The sequence below is a fragment of the Pseudomonas sp. 273 genome (assembly GCF_029201425.1).
Taxonomy (GTDB): domain Bacteria; phylum Pseudomonadota; class Gammaproteobacteria; order Pseudomonadales; family Pseudomonadaceae; genus Pseudomonas; species Pseudomonas delhiensis.
Genome location: NZ_CP116775.1, coordinates 128,007 through 144,368, shown reverse-complemented (window position 1 = coordinate 144,368; position 16,362 = coordinate 128,007). Strand labels below are relative to the sequence as shown.

Below are 16,362 nucleotides of genomic sequence, written 5' to 3'. Positions count from 1 at the left end.
CTCAGCCCTCCTTGACCAGGCCGAGGTCGGCGAGGACCTCCGCGGTAGCGTTGTAGTAGCGCACATAGCCGGTGCAGCGGCAGATGTGGTGGCCCAGGCTGGCCTCGATCACCGACTCCAGCTCGCTCTTCTTCAGCGGCTGGCGCTGGGCCTTTTCCACCAGCACGGTGGCGGCGTTGACGAAGCCCGGCGCGCAGTAGCTGCACTGGAAGGCGAAGCGCTCGACGAACTTCTGCTGGATCGGGTTGAGCTCGCTCACCTGGCCTTGCGCATCGCGCTTGGCGTGGCCTTCGATGGTGCGCACCTGCTTGCCGTCGAACCAGTTGGCGCCGGTGATGCAGGTGCGCACTTCCTCGCTGGTGCCGTCGGGGTTGTCGACGATCACCACGCAGGCGTGGCAGATGCCCTGGCCGCAGCCCAGGCGCGAGCCGGTGAGGTTCTGGTATTCGTGCAGGTAGTCGATCATCGGCAGGTCTTCGGGGACCTCTACCGGGCCGACGCCTTGACCGTTGAGGGTCAGCTGGAGCTTAGCCATCGAGGGCCTCCTTGATGCGGGCGGGGGTGGCGGGCAGGTCGCGGACGCGCTTGCCGATGGCGTGGGCGATGGCGTTGCCCACGGCGCCGGCGATGGGGATCATCACCACTTCGGCGATGCCCTTGGACGGGTCGCTGGGCGACAGCGGCGGGAGGATCTCCGAGGTCTGCTGCCACACCGCCACGTCCTTGGCGCGCGGCAGGCGGTAGCGGTTGAAGTTCCAGTCGCCCTCGGCCGGGCCGCCCTCGTGCAGCGGCATTTCCTCCAGCAGCGCGTGCCCCAGGCCCATGGCCGTGCCGCCTTCGATCTGGCCCTTGACCAGCTCCGGCACCAGCACCCGGCCGCACTCGACCCAGGAGTGGTGGTTGAGCACCTGCACCTCGTGGCTGCCCTTGTTGACCTTCAGCTCCACCAGGGTGGCCACCGGGCTGTAGTAGGTGACCGCGGCGTTGTTCAGCTGCACCGGCGGATAGTTCACGTTGCTGCGCTCCAGCAGGTGGAAGCCGGCGCTGGTCATCTGCGCCTTCTTCGCCTGGGGCGCGCCGTCGCCGTACTTCACCGCCAGGCCGTCCAGCGGCAGGCGCTCGCTTACGCCGTCGATGCTGAACTCGCACTCGGCCCAGCTCCAGCGGTTGAAGGCGTGCACCGTGGCGCCGGTGACCAGGCCGCGCTCGTGGGCGCGCCTGGCCAGCACGGCGAAGGGCAGCGGCTGCATGCCGTTGGCGGTGAGTTCGCCGTTCACCCAGTGGGCGTCTTCGCGGCGCACCACGTAGGGGTTGGCCTGGCCGCCGTAGGGGCCCTGGCGCCAGATTTCCAGGGCCGCCGGCCACAGGCCGTGGTTGAACAGCACGCGCGCCGCCTCGCGGGTGGCGTGGCTGAAGTAGTAGGCCGAGTTGGTGGCCGAGGACGCCGAGGCGTACTTGCCCACCCAGCGCGGGTTGCGCAGCTTCTCGTCCTGGGTGGCCTGGCTCATGGTGTAGGGGTCTTCGCCGCTGACCAGCTGCAGCTCCGGCCACTGCGTCTCGGCGGTCTTCACTTCGTCCGCCGGGCGGCCGAGGAAGTCGGCGGCGACCAGGGCCTGGGAGGTGGACATGCCGGTGCCGATCTCGATGCCGATGTGGCGCAGCTGGATGCGCCCCTCGGCATCGAACTCCAGGCTGGCCATGGGCGCCTCGGAGCCGGTGCCGAAGTCCTTCTGGCAGATGGCGAAGCCGACGCCGTACCAGTTGTCCGGGTCCTGCGCGTCGAACTGCTGCTTGCGCTCGGCGCGGTTCTTCCACACCTCGTGGGCGGCGACCTTGTCGAGGATCTCGTGCAGGCGCAGGGCGCCGGCGGGCACTGCGCCCTGGGTGTTCTTCATGCCCGAGACCAGGGCGTTGCGCCGGCGCAGCTCGATGGGGTCGACGCCCAGGCGCCCGGCTATCTCGTCCACCATCATCTCGGTGGAAGCCATGCTCTGCAGGGTGCCGTAGCCGCGCATGGAGCCGGCCTCGACGCCGCGCGAATGGTAGGCGGTGGCCTGCAGGTCGCTCTGCGGCATGTAGTAGATGGACTGCGCGGCGGTGGCGCCCACGGCGGCCACCGAGGCGCTGTAGTTGGCGCGGCCGCCGCCGTCCAGGCTCATCTCGGCGCGGAAGATGCGGAAGCCCAGGTCCTTCTTGTCCACCGCCAGTTGGTAGCGGATGTCGAAGGCGTGGCGCTTGATGCCGCTCTGGAACTGCTCGTAGCGGTCGTTGGCCAGGCGCACCGGCACGCCTTCGCCGTACAGCGCCGCCAGGGCCGCGTAGAAGACGAAGATGTTGTGGTCCTTGGAGCCGTAGCCGACGGTGTAGCCGGGGTGGATGTTCAGCGTGGCCAGGCCGAAGCGCGACGGCGCGATCATGTGCACCGTCTCGTAGGCGGCCTCGAACGGGCACTGGGTGGCGACCACGAAGTGCAGGGTCTTGCTGGCCGGGTCGTACCAGCCGTTGCCGTTGTCCGGCTCCAGGGCCGCGGGTTCAATGGACGGCGTCCTGTAGCGCTCGTCGAAGACCAGCCAGTCGGCCGGCGGGTTGTCGACCTGGTCCTTGATCTTCTGCGCGTAGAACAGGCCCTGCTCGGTGAGGTTGCCGTGCTGGCTGGGCTGCTGGTCCCACACCGGCTTGCGGTTGCGGATCAGCGGGAACAGGATCGAGGCCTTGAGGCTGGAGAACTCGTCCTCGTCGGCCGAGGTCTTCCCGCCCACCCGCACGTAGCGGAAGCTGCCGTAGGGGTCGCCCTGGTACAGCGGCGCCTGGGCGCCGTAGCGGATGGCTTTGTCGTTGAACTTCAGCTTGAGCTTGGCCCGGCGGAAGCGCTCGAAGTCGTGCCAGATGAGGATCGCCACCGGGTGGCCGATAAACATCGGCACCTTGCCGGTGGGCAGCAGCGGGTCCGGCCCGTGGGCCTCGGGGAAGGCGATGCCGTCCTTCGCCAGGTCGTCGGCGGTGACGATGCGGTCCGGCTGCAGGTCGTCGCCCAGCCAGGCGAGGTCGTAGCCTTCGTAGAGGCGGTCGGCCTTGAGCGTCTTCAGCAGCATGGCGTGGCCCTGCTGCTGCGGCCAGCCGGGCATGTCTTTCGCGCGGATGTCGCGGGCGAACACCTTGTTGCCGCAGACCTTGGAAATGGCGTCGTTGCGGAAGCGCACCTTGCCGTCGTGGCCGAGCCACTGCTCGGCCGGCACCGTCACGCTCTTCTCCATCAAGGCAGCGAAAGCCCGGCTGCCCAGCGGCGCCAGGGTGACGCTCACGCCGGCGATCAGACCGCCCTGGAGGAAGGCGCGCCGGGAGATATCACGGTTGGACATGGATCATCCTCTGGGCGGTGCACTACCCGCCCATGTCGTTATGGAGTTCTGGAACCGGCGGAACCGAGGCATGGAACGGCGCGACGACGGCATTGCGAGCCGCGTCGTCCTACGGAAAATCCTGACCGATACGTCAACTTTACCCAAATCGCACGCCTCAGGCAAAAGTTAAGCAGGGCGGTCAGCGAACCGAATGCGTCGGCGCCGTCCACTCGTCTGAAGGAAAATGCCTACCGAATTTGTTACGGCGTGCTACGCTCACCGGCCTTTGCTTAGCTCCCTAACCAGTCGTCCGCGCACCATGTCCGCCGAAGCCACCTCGCTGCTCCGCCACCGTCCCTTCCTCGCCTTCTGGCTCGCCCGCGTGTGCACCGCCAGCGGTTTCCAGATGCTCACCGTGGCCATCGGCTGGCACATGTACGAGCTGACCCACAACGTGCTCGACCTCGGCCTGGTGGGCCTGGTGGAGTTCCTCCCACGGGTGCTGTTCATGCTGCACACCGGGCACGTCGCCGACCGCTACGACCGGCGCAAGGTCGCCGCGCTGTGCCAGGTGGCCCAGGGCCTGGTGGCGCTGGCCCTGGTGCTGGGCGCCAGCACCGGCAGCGTGACCCGCGAGATGATCTTCGTGCTGGCCTTCCTGCTCGGCAGCGCGCGCTCCTTCGAGATGCCGACCACCCAGGCGCTGCTGCCGAACCTAGTGCCCACCGCGCTCTTCCCCCGCGCGGTGGCCGCCTCGGCCTCGGCCATGCAGGCGGCGACCATCGCCGCGCCAGCCCTGGGCGGCCTGCTCTACGCCTTCGGCGCCTTCTGGGTGTACGCGCCGACCACGCTGCTCTACTTCATGGCCTGCGCGCTGTCGCTGAGCCTGCAGGTGCGCCGGCAGAACGGCATCCAGGGCAAGGCCAGCCTGCAGTCGCTGATGGCCGGCATCCACTTCATCCGCAGCCGTCCGGACATCTTCGGCGCCATCTCCCTGGACCTGTTCGCCGTGCTGCTGGGCGGCGCCACCGCGCTGCTGCCGGTGTTCGCCAAGGACATCCTGCTCACCGGCCCCTGGGGCCTGGGCCTGCTGCGCTCGGCGCCGGCGCTGGGCGCGCTGCTGATGTCGTTCTGGCTGGCGCGCTTCCCCATCGAGCGCAACGTCGGGCGCATCATGTTCCTGGCGGTGGGCATCTTCGGCGTGGCGACCATCGCCTTCGGCCTGTCCACCTCCTTCTGGCTGTCCCTGGGCGTGCTGGTGGTGCTGGGCGCGGCGGACATGATCAGCATGGTGATCCGCGGCGCCTTCGTGCAGCTGGAAACCCCGGACGAGATGCGCGGCCGCGTCAGCGCGGTGAACGGCCTGTTCATCGGCGCCAGCAACCAGCTCGGCGAGTTCGAGTCGGGGCTGACGGCGCACTGGTTCGGCACGGTGCCGGCGGTGGTTATTGGTGGCGTGGGGACGCTGGTTGTTACTGGGGCGTGGATGAAGCTGTTTCCAACGTTGGCGAAGAGGGACAAGCTGCACTGAAGCGCTCTTCGCTCTTCGTAGGAGCGAGCTTGCTCGCGAACAGCGTTTCCCGGCGACTTTGCGCTCTGGGTTGCAGAGCACCCTCTCCCCAGCCCTCGGCTGCGCACCCCGCCCTGAAGGGAGAGGGGGCTTGTCCGTGCCGAGAGGGGGAATGGTTTCAGCCGGCAATCCCCGTGCTAGCCGGCTAACGCCGAAATATCAGCATCTGCCCAACGGTCCCCTCTCCCTTCAGGGAGAGGGTTAGGGAGAGGGAGCGGAATCAACCCCAGGCGCTGTAGCGATAGGGAAACGCCATTCGCGAGCAAGCTCGCTCCTACGAAAAACCCAAAAGCCCCCCAATAAAAAAGGTTCATCGCGCTTTCCCGGGGAAGGCGGCCTTGATTTTCAGGAAGAAGTAGGCGGAGTCCCTGAAGCCATAGGCCATGCGCTTGATCACCTTGATGCGATTGTTTACCCCTTCCAGCAGGCTGGTGTGCATGGGGAAGCGAGCGCTGGCCAGGATGCCTCGGGCGTATTTGCGCAGATTGCGAGCGAAGCGTTGCAGCGGGGCCAGGCCACTGTCCCTGGCGTGGCGCAACCAGTCCCGCCAGCGGCGCCAACCCTCCCGCACGCTGGGGGCGTACCAGATTTCCTTGAGCGCATCCTTGAGCACGTAGACCGTGGCCAGTGGCTGGTTGGCCTCGAGGATTTCCTGCAACTGCACGGCTTGCTGATCCTTGAGGTTTTCGCGATTGCGCAGCAGCAACCAACGACTCTGCTTGATTACCTTGCGTGCCGCTTTGTCCTGGCGTAGCGCGTTGGCCTGATCGACACGGATGCGGTCGATCACCTCCCGGCCATAGCGAGCCACCACGTGGAATAGGTCGTAGACCACTTCGGCACGGGGGCAATGCTGTTTTACTTCCAGATCGAAGGCGGTGTTCATGTCCATCGCCACGGCCTCGATTTGCTGGCAGCGCTCACCGAGCAGTTCGAAGAACGGCTGAATCGCCTCGCGGCTGTTGCCATGCCCGACCCACAGCACGCGTGTCCGCTGCGCATCCATGATCACGGTGGCGTAACGATGTCCTTTGTGAAGAGCGAACTCGTCCATCACCAGGCGGCGAACGTCACCCGGCTCGAAAGCACCGACTGCGGCCTCTAGACGACGTTTGTCGAGCTGCTTGAGCGTGTGCCAATGCAGACCGACGAGGCGACTGACGTGACTGATGGGCAGTAATTGCAGCAAAGCCTCGAGCCAGATGCGCAAGCGCTGGGTCAAGCGCGACGCTGGCTCCAGCCAGTCGATCCGCTCGGTCACCCGACCACAGCGCAGGCAGTCGACGCGGCGCACCGGCAGTTGGAGCAGGACGCGCTGGTCGAACAGATCGCGATCACGCACCCGGCGAATCCGCCGTTCGTGGATTAATGGACTGGCCTGACCGCAGCGCCCGCATTTGGGGACAGCGCTGGCGTGAGGCTTGAGCTCGATCAGCAGGGTGCTGTCGGCAGATGGGTGGCAGGCGATGACTTCGTAGCCTGGCCAGAAAGCAGCAAGATCAATAGGATGCACGGCGACAGCAGGGGGTGGGGGTTGGTTCGTTTGGCGACTGCCAATCTACCCGCTTCCCTGACTGTCAATCCGCTCTTTCCCCAGACTCCGCGAAGAACCATAAAAAAGCCCCCGCCAAAGCAGGGGCTACAGGCCCCCGAAGGCGCCCAGATGGGAGTCTCAGTGCGGCGTCCCCAACCCCGCCGCATTCATCAGCAGGCGCATCAGCCAGGCCGCCACGCCCAGGGCGGCGACGCTGGCCGCCCAGATCAGCACCAGCCAGCCCAGCCGCTTGCGCAGCGGCGCCTTGCCCTGTTCGTCCGGTGTCATGCCGCGGCCCTCAGTGGTAGCCATCGCCGTGCTTCACCTTGCCGCGGAACACGTAGTAGCTCCAGGCGGTGTAGCCGAGGATGAAGGGGATGATGAACAGCGCGCCCACCAGCATGAAGCCCTGGCTCTGCGGCGGCGCCGAGGCAGCCTGGATGCTCACCCCCGGCGGGATGATGTTCGGCCACAGGCTGATGCCCAGGCCGCTGTAGCCGAGGAAGATCAGCACCAGGGTGAGCACGAAGGGCAGCGCGTTGTCGTTGCGCGCCACCGAGCGCAGCAGGGCGTAGAAGCTCAGCAGCACCAGCAGCGGCACCGGCAGGAACCAGAACAGGTTGGGCAGGCTGAACCAGCGCTGGGCGATGGCCTCGTGGGCCAGCGGCGTCCACAGGCTGACGATGCCGATCACCGCCAGCAGTACCAGCGCCAGCGGGCGCGCCAGGTCGTGCATGCGCTCCTGCAGCTTGCCTTCGGTCTTCATGATCAGCCAGGTGCAGCCGAGCAGGCTGTAGGCGACGATCAGCGCCAGGCCGCAGAACAGCGGGAAGGGCGCCAGCCAGTCCAGCGAGCCGCCGGCGTACTGGCCGTCGACCACCGGCAGGCCCTCGATGAAGGCGCCCAGGGCCACGCCCTGGAAGAAGGTCGCCGCCAGCGAGCCGCCGATGAAGGCCTTGTCCCAGATGTGCCGCTTGTGCGCCTTGGCCTTGAAGCGGAACTCGAAGGCCACGCCGCGGAAGATCAGCCCCACCAGCATCAGCACCAGCGGCAGGTACAGCGCCGAAAGCACCACCGAGTAGGCCATCGGGAAGGCGCCGAACAGCGCTGCGCCGCCGAGCACCAGCCAGGTCTCGTTGCCGTCCCACACTGGCGCCACCGTGTTCATCATCACGTCGCGGTCGCGCTCGTCCTTGAAGAACGGGTAGAGCATGCCGATCCCCAGGTCGAAGCCGTCCATCACCACATACATCATCACGCCGAAGATGATGATGATCGCCCAGATCAGCGGAAGGTCGATGCCCATCGTCAGTTCCTCCCTTCCCGGTCGTCGTCATCGTCGTCGAAGCCCTCGGCGGTGGCCGACAGCGGCCGCGCCGCGGTGCGCTGGCGCCCGGCGCCGCCCTCGTTGTGCTCGCGCCCCTCGTGGGTGACCGGGCCCTTGCGCACCAGGCGCATCATGTAGCCGATGCCCACGCCGAACAGCGAGAAGTACACCAGCACGAACATCACCAGGGTCAGGCTCATCTGCAGGGTGCTGTGGTTGGACACCGCGTCCGCGGTGCGCATCAGCCCGTAGACCACCCAGGGCTGGCGGCCGACCTCGGTGGTGAACCAGCCGGCGAGGATCGCCAGCAGCCCCGAGGGGCCCATCCACAGCGCCAGGCGCAGGAAGGCGCGGTTGCTGAACAGCCCCCCACGCCAGCGCAGCCACAGGCTCCAGACGCCGACCAGGATCATCAGCATGCCCAGGCCGGCCATGATGCGGAACGACCAGAAGATGATGGTGGAGTTGGGCCGGTCCTCGCGCGGGAAGTCCTTCAGCGCCGGGATCGGCTCGCTCAGGCTGTGCTTGAGGATCAGGCTGCCGAGCACCGGGATTTCCACCTTGAAGCGGGTTTCCTCGCGCTGCATGTCCGGCCAGCCGAAGAGGATCAGCGGCGTCGGGCCGCCCTCGGCGTTGTCCCAGTGGCCCTCGATGGCGGCGATCTTCGCCGGCTGGTGCTCCAGGGTGTTCAGGCCGTGGGCGTCGCCGATCATGGCCTGGATCGGCGCCACCAGCAGCGCCATCCACATGGCCATGGAAAGCATCTTGCGGATCGCCGGGTTGTCGCGCCCGCGCAGCAGGTGCCAGGCCGCCGAGGCGCCGACGAAGAAGGCCGTGGCGAGGAAGGCGGCGATGCTCATGTGCAGCAGGCGGTAGGGGAAGGACGGGTTGAAGATCACCGCGAACCAGTCCACCGGGATCACCCGCCCGTCGACCACCTCGAAGCCCTGCGGGGTCTGCATCCAGCTGTTGGAGGCGAGGATCCAGAAGGTCGACATCAGGGTGCCCAGGGCCACCATCACCGTGGCGAAGAAGTGCAGCCCCGGGCCGACGCGGTTCCAGCCGAACAGCATCACGCCGAGGAAGCCGGCCTCGAGGAAGAAGGCGGTGAGCACCTCGTAGGTCAGCAAGGGTCCGGTGATGCTCCCGGCGTAGGCGGAGAAGTGGCTCCAGTTGGTGCCGAACTGGTAGGCCATCACCAGGCCGGAGACCACGCCCATGCCGAAGTTCACCGCGAATATCTTCGACCAGAAGTGGTAGAGGTCGCGGTAGACCTCCTGGCCGCTCTTCAGCCACAGCCCTTCGAGCACCGCCAGGTAACTGGCCAGGCCGATGGTGATGGCGGGGAAGATGATGTGGAAGGAGACGGTAAAGGCGAACTGGATACGCGCCAGTTCCAACGCCTCGAGACCCAACATGACGTTTCCTCTTCAGGGTGACGCCCGTCGTCGCACGCAGCGGGCAGCTCGCCGGCGCACGGACGCCGGGGTTTCAGCAGTGATCCTGGAATCGGATTCTTGTTCGGGCCGGCGGACCGGAGGTCTACGGCGGTACGCCAAGCAAAGACTAGCAGGGCGTGCATTGATGCAGCTCAAGAAAGCGTATCGATGTTACGCCGCACGCCGCGGCTTGCCGCCGTGGTGGGTTGCCGCGCGGCAGGCTGTCGCGCGGCAGCCTGTCTCAGCGGTCATTCATTATGAAAACAAGTCATATGCAGATGAATAAATAATATTTTAATGGAATAAAAAATCCCGGTAGCTTTCGCTCCAACGGCCTCCGCAGAGGGGCCGGAGCCAACCCCCGCCGCCCTGCGCCGCCGCCACGAGCCGCGGTCTGATCGCCGGCACGCTGCCCTACAAGGACATCGCCATGAAGAAACTGCTGCTCCTGACTGCCCTCGCCGCCGCCTTCAGCGCCTCGGTCAACGCCAACGAGAAACTGGTGGTGGCCGCCACCCCGGTCCCCCATGCCGAGATCCTCGAGCTGATCAAGCCGACCCTGGCCAAGGAAGGCGTGGACCTGGAGATCAAGGTCTTCACCGACTACGTGCAGCCCAACGTGCAGGTGGCCGAGAAGCGCCTGGACGCCAACTACTTCCAGACCCGGCCGTACCTGGACAACTTCAACAAGGGCAAGGGCACCGACCTGGTCACCGTGACCGGCGTGCACGTCGAACCCTTCGGCGGCTACTCGAAGAAGTACAAGTCCCTGAGCGAGCTGCCCGACGGCGCCACCGTCGCCCTGCCCAACGAGGGCAGCAACAGCGGCCGCGCCCTGCTCCTGCTGCAGAAGGCCGGCGTGATCAAGCTGAAGGACCCGCACAACGCCCTGGCCACGCCGAAAGACATCGCCGAGAACCCCAAGCACCTGAAGTTCAAGGAGCTGGAGTCGGCCCTGCTGCCCCGCGTGCTGGACCAGGTCGACCTGGACCTGATCAACACCAACTACGCCCTGGAGGCCAAGCTCAACCCGGTGAAGGACGCCCTGATCCTCGAGGACCGCAACTCGCCCTACGTGAACTACCTGGTGGCGCGCCCGGACAACAAGGACAGCGACGCCCTGAAGAAACTCTCCGCGGCGCTGACCAGCCCGGAAGTGAAGGCCTTCATCGAGAAGAAATACGACGGCGCGGTGATCCCCGCCTTCTGATCGATGGGCGCGCCCCGGCCAAGGGGCGCGCCGTCTTCACACGCACGCGCCGGTGCCCGCCACCGGCGTTTTCATTTCGAGAGCCGTGCCGATGAAAACTCCCCAACCGCTGCTGACCTTCCCCGACGCCGACAAGAGCCCGCTGAGCATCCGCGCCAAGGCGCTGGTGTTCTTCGACCCGCGTTCGCACCAGGTGCGCGACGAGGTCGAGCGCCTGGCCCCGGGCCTGCAGCCGGTGCTGATCCGCGGCGAGACCGGCACCGGCAAGGAACTGCTGGCCCGGCACATCCACCGCGCCAGCGAGCGCCCCGGGCTGTTCGTCGCGGTCAGCTGCAGCGCGCTGAGCCGCAACTTCGCCGAGGCCGAGCTGTTCGGCTACGCCCCCGGCGCGCACAACGGCCCGGTGGGCAGCCGCGCCGGCTGGCTGGGCTCGGCCAACGGCGGCACCCTGTACCTGGACGAGATCGCCGACCTGCCGCTGGGGTTGCAGGAGAAACTCCTGCGCGTGCTGCAGGAGCGCGAGGTGCTGCGCGTCGGCGCCCGCGAGCCGATCCCGGTGGACGTGCGCCTGGTGGTGGCCACCAGCATCGACCTGGGCCAGGCGGTGGCCGCCGGCAAGTTCCTCGAACCGCTGCGGCAATACCTGGTGGACGGCGACCTGGAGCTGCCGCCGCTGCGCCAGCGCATCGGCGACATCCTGCCGCTGGCCGAATACTTCCTCGGCATCCACGCCCAGCGCCTGGACCTGCCGGTGCCGCACATCGGCGAAGCGGCCCAGGCGGCGCTGGAGGCCTACCCCTGGCCGGGCAACATCCGCGAACTGGAGAACGTCATCCACTTCGCCCTGCTGGTCAGCCCGGGCGAGGAAATCCAGCCGCAGCACCTCAACCTGCCGGACAGCGCGCCAGCGGACCTGCGCCGGCTGCTGCGCCAGCCCGGCGTGCGCGAGCAGTTGCTCGCGTTATTGGAAGAAGCCCCTCTTCCGTAGGACCGCACCGGAACCTGAGGCTATCGCGGACGGAGTCTCCTACGCCGCCACCGCTGTCCCACCTGTAGGAGCGCGCCCTGCGCGCGAAATCGCGGGCAGGGCCCGCTCCTACAGGGGAATCACATGGCTCGGGCAGCGCAGGAGCGGACTCCGTCCACGATCCGGCCAACAGGCCGTCACCGTCTCAGTTGGAATGGGCGACCACCGGCGTGCAGGAAGGGGTGGACAGCGTCGCCGGGCTGATCAGCAGGCCGGGCATCATTCGCGAGGTGCAGTTGAAGACGCGCCCCTTGGTGGTCCTGGCGGTATAGGAAAGCTCCTGGGTGCCCAGGGGATCGGGCTGCCCCGCCTTGACGTCGCGGATGACGAGTTCGTCGGAAGAGGCGAGGCCGATCATCTGGGCGGTGGCTGCCTGCAGGGGGACTATCGCCTGGTTGGGCGTCATGGTGGTGCAGGCGGCCAGGGGGGCCGCCAGGGCGAAGACGAGGCAGATGCGGGTGAGGTTCATGCGACGAGTGTCCTGATCGATGGTTGGTGTGTTGCCGGCGACGACACTAACCAAACGCCCGACGGCCCGAAGTCGGACCTTTCCGAGTAAACACCAGGCCATGTATGAAACCGCCCTGGCCTGCCTACAGACCATGGCGGAGGACATCCGCCGGCAGGGCCGGCGGTCAATCGCGGACGGAGTCCGCTCCTACAGGGATGCCGTACCTTCACCGGACCGTAGGAGCGGACTCCGTCCGCGATCAGCGGCATTCGCCGCCCTCCCGGGCGCATCGCACACCTACGAAAACGCGGCTCCCAGGCTTCGAACGTCCACGAAAAGCGACGGATGGTCGCAGTGAAACGATTCGCCTACCCCCATGCCCGGCAGCAGGGAATCCTGATGGAAAGGTCAAAAACAGGAATTTCTCTGACGTCAACGGCAAAAGGCAGTCCCATCGACCACATCAATACCGATCATCAGGCACATCAACTTCAATTTGTCATGTGAATCAGGGAAAATGGCTACCAGGCAGTCGGGACCCAATTTCCCCGGCGCCCTTGGAGACTATCGTGACCAGCTTTGCCGCTCTTGCCAGCTTTTTCGCCGCCACTGCTTTCCTGAACGTACCCCAGCAGGTCGATCCGGAACGCCGTGAAGTCCGCCGCGCGAAGCCCCGCCGCAAGTAAAGCAGTACCCGCTCCGCTCGGCCCCCGCACGGGGCCGGCGGCGGGACCATCGGTCCCGGGGAGTGGCCCTGGCAAGGCCTTTCGTGTTTATATTGATTGCCTGTTCAATTAAAAACACGAGGAACCCCGCCCGTTTTGTCCGTTCCCCAGCTTCCCTCGTCCACCGCTCCACCCTCCCCCGCCATGCGCATGAACCCACCGGCCTTCTACGGTGCGGCGGCGCTGATCCTGCTGTTCGTCGTCCTGGTCATCGGCTTCCCCGTCGAGGCCGGCCAATGGCTGCTCGACGCCCAGGCCTGGGCCGCCGCCAACGTCGGCTGGTACTACCTGCTGGCGATGACGCTGTACCTGATCTTCGTGGTGGTCACCGCGCTTTCCGGCTACGGGAAGATCAAGCTCGGTGCCGACCACGACGAGCCGGAATTCAGCTACCTGTCCTGGGCCGGCATGCTGTTCGCCGCGGGCATCAGCATCACCCTGTTCTTCTTCTGCGTGTCCGAGCCGCTGACGCACTTCCTGCAGCCGCCCCAGGGCGCGGCCGGCACCGCCGAGGCGGCGCGCCAGGCCATGCAGCTGCTGTTCCTGCACTGGGGCCTGCACGGCTGGGGCGTGTTCGCCCTGGTGGCCATGGCCCTGGCCTACTTCGCCTACCGCCACAACCTGCCGCTGGCGTTGCGCTCGGCGCTGTACCCGCTGATCGGCAAGCGCATCAACGGGCCCATCGGCTACACCGTGGACTGCTTCGGCATAGTCGCCACCGTGTTCGGCCTGGGCGCCGACATGGGCTTCGGCGTGCTGCAGCTCAACGCCGGGCTCGACTACCTGTTCGGCGTCGCCCACAGCCACCCGGTGCAGATGACCCTGATCGCCCTGATGATGGGCGCAGCCATCGCCGTGGCGGTGTCCGGCGTGGACAAGGGCATCCGCCTGCTCTCCGACATCAACATGCTGCTGGCCTGCGCCCTGCTGCTGTTCGTGCTGTTCGCCGGGCCCACCCAGCACCTGCTCAACACCCTGGTGCAGAACATCGGCGACTACCTCGGCGCGCTGCCGACCAAGAGCTTCGACCTCTACGCCTATGGCGAGGGCGGTGACTGGCTGGGCGGCTGGACGGTGTTCTACTGGGCCTGGTGGATCGCCTGGGCGCCCTTCGTCGGCCTGTTCATCGCGCGCATCTCCCGCGGGCGGACCATCCGCGAATTCGTCTTCGGCGTGCTCTTCATCCCCCTGGGCTTCACCCTGGCGTGGATGTCCATCTTCGGCAACAGCGCCCTGGAACAGGTGCTGGACCACGGCGCCGTCGAACTGGGCCGGGTGGCCGTGGCGGAGCCGCAGATGGCGCTCTACCAGTTGCTGCAGGACTACCCCGGCAGCCGCGTGCTGATCGCCGTGACCGTGCTGGTCAGCTTCGTGTTCTTCGTCACCTCGGCCGACTCCGGCACCGTGGTGCTCTCCACCCTCTCCGCCCGCGGCGGCAGCGCCGACGACGACGGCCCGAAGTGGCTGCGGGTGTTCTGGGGCCTGGCCACCGCGCTGGTCACCGGCGGCCTGCTGTTCGCCGGCAGCATCGACGCGCTGAAGTCGGCGGTGGTGCTGACCTCGCTGCCCTTCTCGCTGATCCTGCTGCTGATGATGTGGGGCCTGCACAAGGCCTTCTACCTGGAATCCCAGCGCCAGCGCGCGCGCAGCCATTCCCTGGCGCCGCCGCTGGCGGCCAAGGCCGGCGGCTGGAAGCGGCGCATCTCCCAGGCGGTGCACTTCCCCACCCGCGACGAGGTCTACCGCTTCCTGGCGGACGTGGTCGGCCCGGCCATGGCCGAGGTGGCGGAAGTGTTCCGCGACAAGGGCCTGCAGGTGGACGCCGACCTCGACCCGGGCAACCTGGAGCTGAGCCTGGAGATCGGCCACGGCGAGCAGCACCCGTTCTACTACCAGGTATCGATGCGCGGCTACTTCACGCCGTCCTTCGCCCGCGCCGGCATGGGCGGCCTGCACCTGAAGAACCGCCGCTACTTCCGCGCCGAGGTGCACCTGGCCGAGGGCAGCCAGGACTACGACCTGATGGGCTACGGCAGGGAGCAGATCATCAACGACATGCTCGACCAGTACGAGCGGCACCTGCAGTTCCTGCACCTGGTGCGTTGAACGGCACGCCGGTGACGAGGGGCCTGGCAATTGTCAATTGATAGTGATTATCATTGGCACACCTTCCTTCAGGCCCTTCCCATGCCGGCGACCGCTCTCGACCCGCAGCACGCCCTGCACCATCTCTACAACGAGCACCACGGCTGGCTGCACGGCTGGCTGCGGCGCCGCCTGGGCAACGCCTGCGATGCCGCCGACCTGGCCCAGGACACCTTCGTCCGCGTGCTGCGCGCGCGCAACGCCGGCGAGATCCGCGAGCCGCGGGACTACCTGGCGACCATCGCCAAGGGCCTGATGATCGACCACTTCCGCCGCCGTTCGCTGGAGCAGGCCTACCTGGAGGCCGTGGCCGGCCTGCCGGAGGACGAGCAGCCCTCGCCGGAGACCCAGGCCCTGCTGTTCGAGGCGCTGATGGAGATCGACCGCCTGCTCGACGGCCTGGGCGCCAAGGTCAAGCGCAGCTTCCTGCTGGCCCAGGTCGAGGGCCTGACCTACGCCGAGATCGCCGAGCGCCAGGGCATTTCCCTGCGCACGGTGAACAACCACATGGCCAAGGCCATGGAACACTGCTGCCTGATGCTGCCATGAGCGCCACCGCCCCCAGCGAGGCCGAACGCCAGGCCATCCGCGCCGCCGCCCAGTGGTACGCGCGCCTCTACTCCGGCCACGCCAGCGACGCCGACCAGAGCGCCTGGCAGCACTGGTACGCCGCCAGCGCCGAGCACCAGCGCGCCTGGGCCCGGGTGGAACAGGTGCGCCAGCAGTTCGCCCGGGTGCCGGGCAAGCTGGCCGGGCCGACCCTGGGCGCCCGCGGGCTGTCGCGCCGCCAGCTGCTCGGCGGCCTGGGCAGCCTCGCCCTGGGCCTGCCGCTGGCCTGGCTGGCCTGGCGCGACACGCCCTGGCAGGCCTGGCTGGCCGACTACCGCAGCGCGGTGGGCGAGCGCCGCGAAGTCCCCCTGGCCGACGGCTCCTCGCTGACGCTGAACACCGACAGCGCGGTGGACGTGCTCTTCGACCCCGGACAACGCCTGTTGCGCCTGCTGCGCGGGGAAATCTTCGTCAGCACCGCGCCGGACCCCAGCGGCAGCGCCCGCCCCTTCCGCGTGGAGACGCCCCAGGGCCGCATCCTCGCCCTGGGCACCCGCTTCAGCGTGCGCCTGCTCGACGGCCGCACCCGCGTCGCCGTGCTCGACAAGGCCGTGGAAGTCCGCCCCCGGGCCGCGCCGCAGCGCAGCCGCATCCTGCACGGCGGCGAGCAGCTCGACCTCGGCGAGCTGGACCTCGGCCCGTTGCGGCGCAACGACGCCAACACCGCCGCCTGGCTCGCCGGCAGCCTGATCGCCGTGGACCGCCCGCTGGGCGAACTGCTGGAGGAACTGGGCCGCTACCGCAGCGGCGTGCTGCACTGCGACCCGCGGATCGCCGGGCTGAAGGTCTCCGGCAACTTCCCCATCGGCGATACCGAGCTGGCCCTGGCCGCCCTGGAATCCGCCTTCGGGCTGCGCATCGTGCGCCACACGCGCTTCTGGGTCAGCGTGCAGCCGCAGGCCTGAGACCGGGGCCGGAAAAAAATCTCCCCGGCCTTGCACTTTTTTCCGCCCTCGCCCGGCCCCCTCGTATTCCGGGCCATCT

General features: G+C 67.5%; 14 protein-coding genes. 7 read left to right on the top strand and 7 right to left on the bottom strand.

All coding sequences use genetic code 11. The features are described from left to right. Position 1 precedes the first annotated feature (1 nt). Both PKO50_RS00675 and PKO50_RS00670 read right to left on the bottom strand, forming a co-directional pair. Complete coding sequence (locus tag PKO50_RS00675; protein ID WP_089390167.1) at positions 2-535, bottom strand: (2Fe-2S)-binding protein; 534 nt, start codon at positions 533-535, stop codon at positions 2-4. Then, positions 528-3,359, bottom strand: coding sequence for a xanthine dehydrogenase family protein molybdopterin-binding subunit (locus PKO50_RS00670; protein ID WP_275628530.1), 2,832 nt, complete (start codon positions 3,357-3,359; stop codon positions 528-530). Before PKO50_RS00670 ends, PKO50_RS00675 begins: the two co-directional genes overlap by 8 nt. Before the next feature lie 301 nt (positions 3,360-3,660). Between PKO50_RS00670 and PKO50_RS00665 the strand changes: the two genes are divergently transcribed. Then, positions 3,661-4,872, top strand: coding sequence for an MFS transporter (locus tag PKO50_RS00665; RefSeq protein ID WP_275628529.1), 1,212 nt, complete (start codon positions 3,661-3,663; stop codon positions 4,870-4,872). Between the two features lie 349 nt (positions 4,873-5,221). Here PKO50_RS00665 and PKO50_RS00660 read toward each other — a convergent pair whose 3' ends face one another. The 4 genes from PKO50_RS00660 to PKO50_RS00645 form a co-directional block, all read right to left on the bottom strand. Then, entirely contained in the window at positions 5,222-6,424 is a 1,203-nt protein-coding gene (locus tag PKO50_RS00660; RefSeq protein ID WP_275627212.1) for an ISL3 family transposase, read from the bottom strand. A gap of 159 nt (positions 6,425-6,583) precedes the next feature. Next, entirely contained in the window at positions 6,584-6,733 is a 150-nt protein-coding gene (locus PKO50_RS00655) for a DUF2474 domain-containing protein (RefSeq protein ID WP_109935538.1), read from the bottom strand. 10 nt (positions 6,734-6,743) lie between these two features. After that, the gene (cydB, locus tag PKO50_RS00650) at positions 6,744-7,751 is read right to left on the bottom strand and encodes a cytochrome d ubiquinol oxidase subunit II (protein ID WP_275628528.1); all 1,008 of its coding nucleotides are present in this window, start codon (positions 7,749-7,751) and stop codon (positions 6,744-6,746) included. A 2-nt stretch (positions 7,752-7,753) separates the two neighbouring features. Then, positions 7,754-9,190 (bottom strand): cytochrome ubiquinol oxidase subunit I, encoded by a 1,437-nt coding sequence (locus PKO50_RS00645; protein WP_275628527.1) that lies wholly within the window; start codon positions 9,188-9,190, stop codon positions 7,754-7,756. Positions 9,191-9,641: 451 nt separating this feature from the next. On the opposite strand from PKO50_RS00645, the gene PKO50_RS00640 reads away from it, so the two are divergent. Both PKO50_RS00640 and PKO50_RS00635 read left to right on the top strand, forming a co-directional pair. Further along, complete coding sequence (locus tag PKO50_RS00640; protein ID WP_089390161.1) at positions 9,642-10,421, top strand: MetQ/NlpA family ABC transporter substrate-binding protein; 780 nt, start codon at positions 9,642-9,644, stop codon at positions 10,419-10,421. A gap of 91 nt (positions 10,422-10,512) precedes the next feature. Next, complete coding sequence (locus tag PKO50_RS00635) at positions 10,513-11,409, top strand: sigma-54-dependent transcriptional regulator (RefSeq protein ID WP_275628526.1); 897 nt, start codon at positions 10,513-10,515, stop codon at positions 11,407-11,409. Positions 11,410-11,593: 184 nt separating this feature from the next. Here the strand turns inward: PKO50_RS00635 and PKO50_RS00630 are convergent, their stop codons facing one another. Further along, complete coding sequence (locus tag PKO50_RS00630; protein WP_089390159.1) at positions 11,594-11,917, bottom strand: hypothetical protein; 324 nt, start codon at positions 11,915-11,917, stop codon at positions 11,594-11,596. A 336-nt stretch (positions 11,918-12,253) separates the two neighbouring features. On the opposite strand from PKO50_RS00630, the gene PKO50_RS00625 reads away from it, so the two are divergent. From PKO50_RS00625 to PKO50_RS00610, 4 genes are all read left to right on the top strand, one after another. After that, entirely contained in the window at positions 12,254-12,406 is a 153-nt protein-coding gene (locus PKO50_RS00625; protein ID WP_167364769.1) for a hypothetical protein, read from the top strand. A gap of 368 nt (positions 12,407-12,774) precedes the next feature. After that, positions 12,775-14,730: a choline BCCT transporter BetT gene (gene betT, locus PKO50_RS00620; protein ID WP_275628525.1), complete on the top strand. Its 1,956-nt coding sequence runs from the start codon at positions 12,775-12,777 to the stop codon at positions 14,728-14,730. Positions 14,731-14,811: 81 nt separating this feature from the next. Further along, positions 14,812-15,318 carry a sigma-70 family RNA polymerase sigma factor gene (locus tag PKO50_RS00615; protein WP_275628524.1) on the top strand — a complete coding sequence of 169 codons (507 nt, stop codon included), beginning with the start codon at positions 14,812-14,814 and terminating at the stop codon, positions 15,316-15,318. Beyond that, positions 15,315-16,283 carry a FecR domain-containing protein gene (locus PKO50_RS00610; RefSeq protein ID WP_275628523.1) on the top strand — a complete coding sequence of 323 codons (969 nt, stop codon included), beginning with the start codon at positions 15,315-15,317 and terminating at the stop codon, positions 16,281-16,283. The genes PKO50_RS00615 and PKO50_RS00610 overlap by 4 nt, the downstream gene beginning before the upstream one ends. The last annotated feature ends 79 nt before the right edge of the window (positions 16,284-16,362 follow it).